This is a genomic window from Brachyspira sp. (assembly GCF_050873525.1).
Taxonomy (GTDB): domain Bacteria; phylum Spirochaetota; class Brachyspiria; order Brachyspirales; family Brachyspiraceae; genus Brachyspira.
The window spans coordinates 1-4,403 of the sequence record NZ_JBNMIZ010000220.1 but is presented as its reverse complement, the minus strand read 5'-3'; the positions used below and the strand labels follow the sequence as shown (position 1 = coordinate 4,403).

Sequence of the window (4,403 nt, the reverse complement as noted above, 5' to 3'; positions counted from 1 at the left end):
TTATTATAATTTAAATTTATAGTTTCGTCCGTATCGTTTAGAATAGTATCGATAATATTTTCTTTCGCTTCTTTATTTAAAGCGGATATTTTCCATATATAAGAATTTTTGTTTTTATCAAAATAAAAATATTGACTGTATGGATTAAGTTTTAAGTTATGAAGTTTTTCCGCATATTCTTTATTTATTTTTGAAATCAAATATCCATGAAAAAGGCTTCCATAATCTCTTTTGAGCAATATATTATTTTGTGGCTTAATTTTTATTTCCAAAGTCGCTAACATAATTCCTCTTCGACTTTTATATTACAAATTCCTATATTAAAAAGCGTTTCATTATATTTTGTAAGTTTTAATGTTCTTGGAGATATGATACTGTCTTCCAAATGTTTATGTTTTTTAAATTTTGTATTCAAATGATATTTTATTAAATTAATAATCTCTTCTTTGTTTGCCATGCCTACAACGGTATTATTTTCTTTTTCTAATTCGCAACAAATAGAATAGAGAATATTTTTAGTTAAATAGCCGTTATGTCCTCCGATAAGGGCATTAGAAGTTAGCCCTTCTAATTGACAAAACGGTTTATATTGAATTTCAACATTATTTTTAAAAAATAAAAGATTGATTTCTTCAACGCAATAAAAATACTGCCTAAAATAATTTCTTAAATTTTTTATAATATTTTTAATGTCAAAATAATCTATAATGCTTTTATCTATGCTTATTGAAAAATTAAATTTTGTTTCAGGTTTTATAAGTTCCATAAATATTGGAAGTTCGTTTAGTTTATTTCCTTTAGTAGAAAAGTCATGCTGCTTTCCAATAAATAAATTATCTAAATTAACTTCATTGGAATCCGAAACATATAGAAATTTAAATAATATATTAGGCAAAACTTCAATTTTATCATTTTTATTAAAGATGCTTTTATATTTAGAAAATATATTTTTTAATGCAATATTTTCTAATTCTTTTAAATTATCTATAGGAGTTTTAGCAAATTTGCCGTTAAAGTTTTTTGGATAGTTTTTATTTTCAAAAAAATTAATATATTTTTCTTTATTATGATATATTTCATTTGCAATTATAGCGGTTCTTATAGCTCCTTTTATGCTTGAACCTGGTATATAAGGTTTGCCGTTGGATGATTTTATAAAGGTATTTATATTATTGAATTTTCCGCCCGTTTTTATATCGCTATAAGATGTAATTTTATATTTATAAATATCTATGTCTTTATATCCGTTTAAATTCTTTTCTAAAAAATTAGTAAGATTTAAATCTCCAGAAGAACATTCATTTAAAAAACTTTCATATAATCCTTTTCTTAATAACAATTCCTTTATTAATTTTTTCTCGTCTATAATCATTATTTCTTTATCATTATAAACATACATACTTTTATTTAATTCTTCGCCGCTTCCAATAAATACGGGAGACAATGTAGTTAAACTCATTTTATAAACTTTATAATTTTTAATTTCTTGAGACATTTTTATATCCAATAAATAAATTTTAAATATCAATTCCTATATAAAACGCTTTGCCGTATCTATAGACTTTATGATTTCCGTTTTGAGAAACATCTTTAATATCCCCGTTAATATTATTAGTAAAGCATGAACCTTCTTTAAACATACTTAAAGATTTTCTTTTTGACAGATTACCGCTATAATTATTGGAATATATAAATCCGTTTCTTTTTATCAAAGAATAAAATGAATTATTAAAATCTATATTTTCCATTTCATTTTTCGTAGGAGAGAATAGAGAGATAAGCATTTTATATTTAGAATCGTTAAACAATTTATTTCCAAACGCGCTAAAGTCTGATTCGTTATATTCAAAATTTCCTAATCCTTGCGTTCTCTTTCCGCCTATTCCAGAATAGGATAAACTTTTTAATACTTTTTCAAATTCTCTTAATTTTTCATTATCGCTAAATGAAAGCGCAAAATATAGTCCGTTGTTTTTATAGAAGCTATATGTTCCCAAGCTATATAATCTATTTTCTTCGTCTCTCAAACCTACTTTTTGATTTAAAGAATATTTTGCAAAATTATTATATTCGTAATCAAAATTAAAATCGCCGATACCTTTTATATAATTCAAATATGCATTTATATCGGAAACTTTAATATAGTTTAATTTTTTCATTTTCTTTCTATCGGATGACGAATTTTCTTCTTTATTTTCATTTTTCGTATCGCTTCTTTCAATAACTATAGAAGGTTTAGGAATATATAAATCGTTATTTTTGTAAGGAAGTAAAGATGAAATTAGGAGATTGCCGTTATTAAAAAAATCTACGAAATCATATATTGATTCCGCTCCGTTTAATTTTATATATTCCAAACATAATGCCGAAAAGAAAGTGTCGCTATGGCATATAAAATCCGACTCTTCTAGACTCGAACCTACAATATCGCTTCCAAAATGAACTGGAGTATTAAAAGTTAATTTATATAATTTATATTCCATGTAATTCGTTTTTTATTTATTCTATTCGTTCTTTGAAGTTAATTTTTCTACAAAATTTTCGCATTCTTTTAAGATATTCATTATAGAGTTAATATCTATATCGTTATCTGTTAGCTCTGCTTTTTCAACTTTAAAATTTGAAAAACTTACTTTTCCATAACCTCTCGTTCCGCTTCCGCCTATATAATCCAATTGCAAAGCTTTCAATCCCGAAGATATTAAATTAAAATCTCCATTTATATTGTATTTTTCACCGTTTATTGCATTATATATTAATTTGAATTCAAATATCGCTCCAGCTGGCACTCTTTCCAATTGTCTTGGAGTTGCAATAGCTGTCGTTCTATTAATAGCATTCTCAAATTTTATTTCGGTATATCCTAAATCTAAATTCTTCTTTTCCAATTCTTCGCCGTTCTTTAAAAATAAATCGTAGAATTGAAGTCTTGCCTCTTTTATATCGTTTTCTGCAGAAGAACCAAATAATTCTTTTACTTCGTTTATATCTTTATCATGACTTTTAATAAAATAATCTTTGCTTTTTAATTTCGCTATAATAGTTCTGAGTTTTCCTTTAATAGAAGAACCCGGAACTATCGGCATTCCCGTAAGAGAGTCTTTTACCACAACGCTATCAACCGCGCCTATAGGAGAAAAATCGTTAGACGCTCCTATATGCATTCCCGTTATTAAAGTCATATCCGCAGTAATTATAATTTTATCTTTTATCGTATGGAATTTATTTTCTGACATTTTAATCTCCTCCAAAAAATTTATGATAAGCTACGATAGCTTCCACATATCTTGCAAAATTAATAAAATTAGACTTGCTATTTTTTATATTAGCTATAGCGCCATCAAGTTCTTTATGCAATTTTTCCAATCCCTTATTGTTTTTATTTCTTCCTACTATATAAGCAAACTGAACTCTCATATAAGCTATTTCGGCTACAATATCTTCGCTTAAAATATCATCGTTGTTTTGATATCTTATCTTATTGTTAATCTTATTTACAGCCGACAAAAATTTTCTTATTTGAGAAGTGCTTACTTTAGTGATTAATTTAATTTCTTTTACTTGAGAATTAAAATCTTTTTTCTCAATTTTTTCAAATAAATTATTTTCAACGAAATTCTTGGCATTATTAATATCTAACATTAAATCCTCCTAAATATCTGTTTTATCTTTAGTATCGTTTCTAAATAAATATATTATTAAATCTAAAGCGGTATTTAAATATTTTATCTCATTTTCGTCAATAAGCCAACCGTATATGCAATTTTTAAAATCGTTATAATTTTTCTCGTATTCTTCGCTTCCAGTAGATTTTATCCTTCCTAAAGCATAGGCAAGTCTCACTATATTTATTTTATCATTTAAAGAAATAAGCTGCTTTATCCTATACATAAAAGAGGTTGAAAAAAATATTTTATCTTTTTTCGCTTCATCGTTAATATCTTCATCAAAATAACATAAAGAAAGTATTTTATTTATCTTTTCTGTTACTCTTTTAAATTCTTCCCAATTAAAACAATAATTAAATTTATTATTTTTATTTGTTTTTTCTTTTTTATTACTAAATTTATAAGGAATGCCGAATAATGATATCGAATCTTTTTCTATACCGTTATATTTATTTTCTTTTGCAAGTTCTTCGAGTTCTCCCGTTTGTTCCGCCATTTTTGATATAGGATATTTATGATGAAAAAATCCTATGCCTGCGGAAAATGTAAGTTTATTATTAGTATATTTTCTAAAAGCTTCTCTTAAATCAAAAGCAAAATCAATCACATCGAGCCAATATCCCGCTAAAAATACATCGTCTCCTCCAGAATATACTATAACTATTCTTTTTTCTTTATTAAAATAAATTTTCTCGTTATATAAATTAAAATTATCAAATCCAATCTCGCTTTTAC

General features: G+C 25.4%; 6 protein-coding genes. All 6 read right to left on the bottom strand.

The features are described from left to right. A partial coding sequence (locus ACR0QS_RS11525) for a hypothetical protein (protein ID WP_432633596.1) occupies nucleotides 1-284 on the bottom strand: 284 nt, incomplete at its 3' end. Beyond that, a complete protein-coding gene (csm5, locus tag ACR0QS_RS11520) occupies nucleotides 278-1,495 on the bottom strand; it encodes a type III-A CRISPR-associated RAMP protein Csm5 (RefSeq protein WP_432633595.1) in 1,218 nt (405 codons plus the stop codon). The genes ACR0QS_RS11525 and csm5, both read right to left, overlap by 7 nt. Nucleotides 1,496-1,517: 22 nt before the next feature. Further along, a complete protein-coding gene (gene csm4, locus ACR0QS_RS11515; RefSeq protein WP_432633594.1) occupies nucleotides 1,518-2,483 on the bottom strand; it encodes a type III-A CRISPR-associated RAMP protein Csm4 in 966 nt (321 codons plus the stop codon). Between the two features lie 21 nt (nucleotides 2,484-2,504). Continuing rightward, the gene (gene csm3, locus ACR0QS_RS11510; RefSeq protein ID WP_432633593.1) at nucleotides 2,505-3,236 is read right to left on the bottom strand and encodes a type III-A CRISPR-associated RAMP protein Csm3; all 732 of its coding nucleotides are present in this window, start codon (nucleotides 3,234-3,236) and stop codon (nucleotides 2,505-2,507) included. A gap of 1 nt (nucleotide 3,237) precedes the next feature. Then, on the bottom strand, nucleotides 3,238-3,642 hold the full coding sequence (gene csm2, locus ACR0QS_RS11505) for a type III-A CRISPR-associated protein Csm2 (protein WP_432633592.1): 405 nt from the start codon (nucleotides 3,640-3,642) through the stop codon (nucleotides 3,238-3,240). Between the two features lie 9 nt (nucleotides 3,643-3,651). Continuing rightward, nucleotides 3,652-4,403, bottom strand: a 752-nt coding sequence (locus ACR0QS_RS11500; RefSeq protein ID WP_432633591.1) for a Cas10/Cmr2 second palm domain-containing protein, incomplete at its 5' end; no start/stop codon positions are given.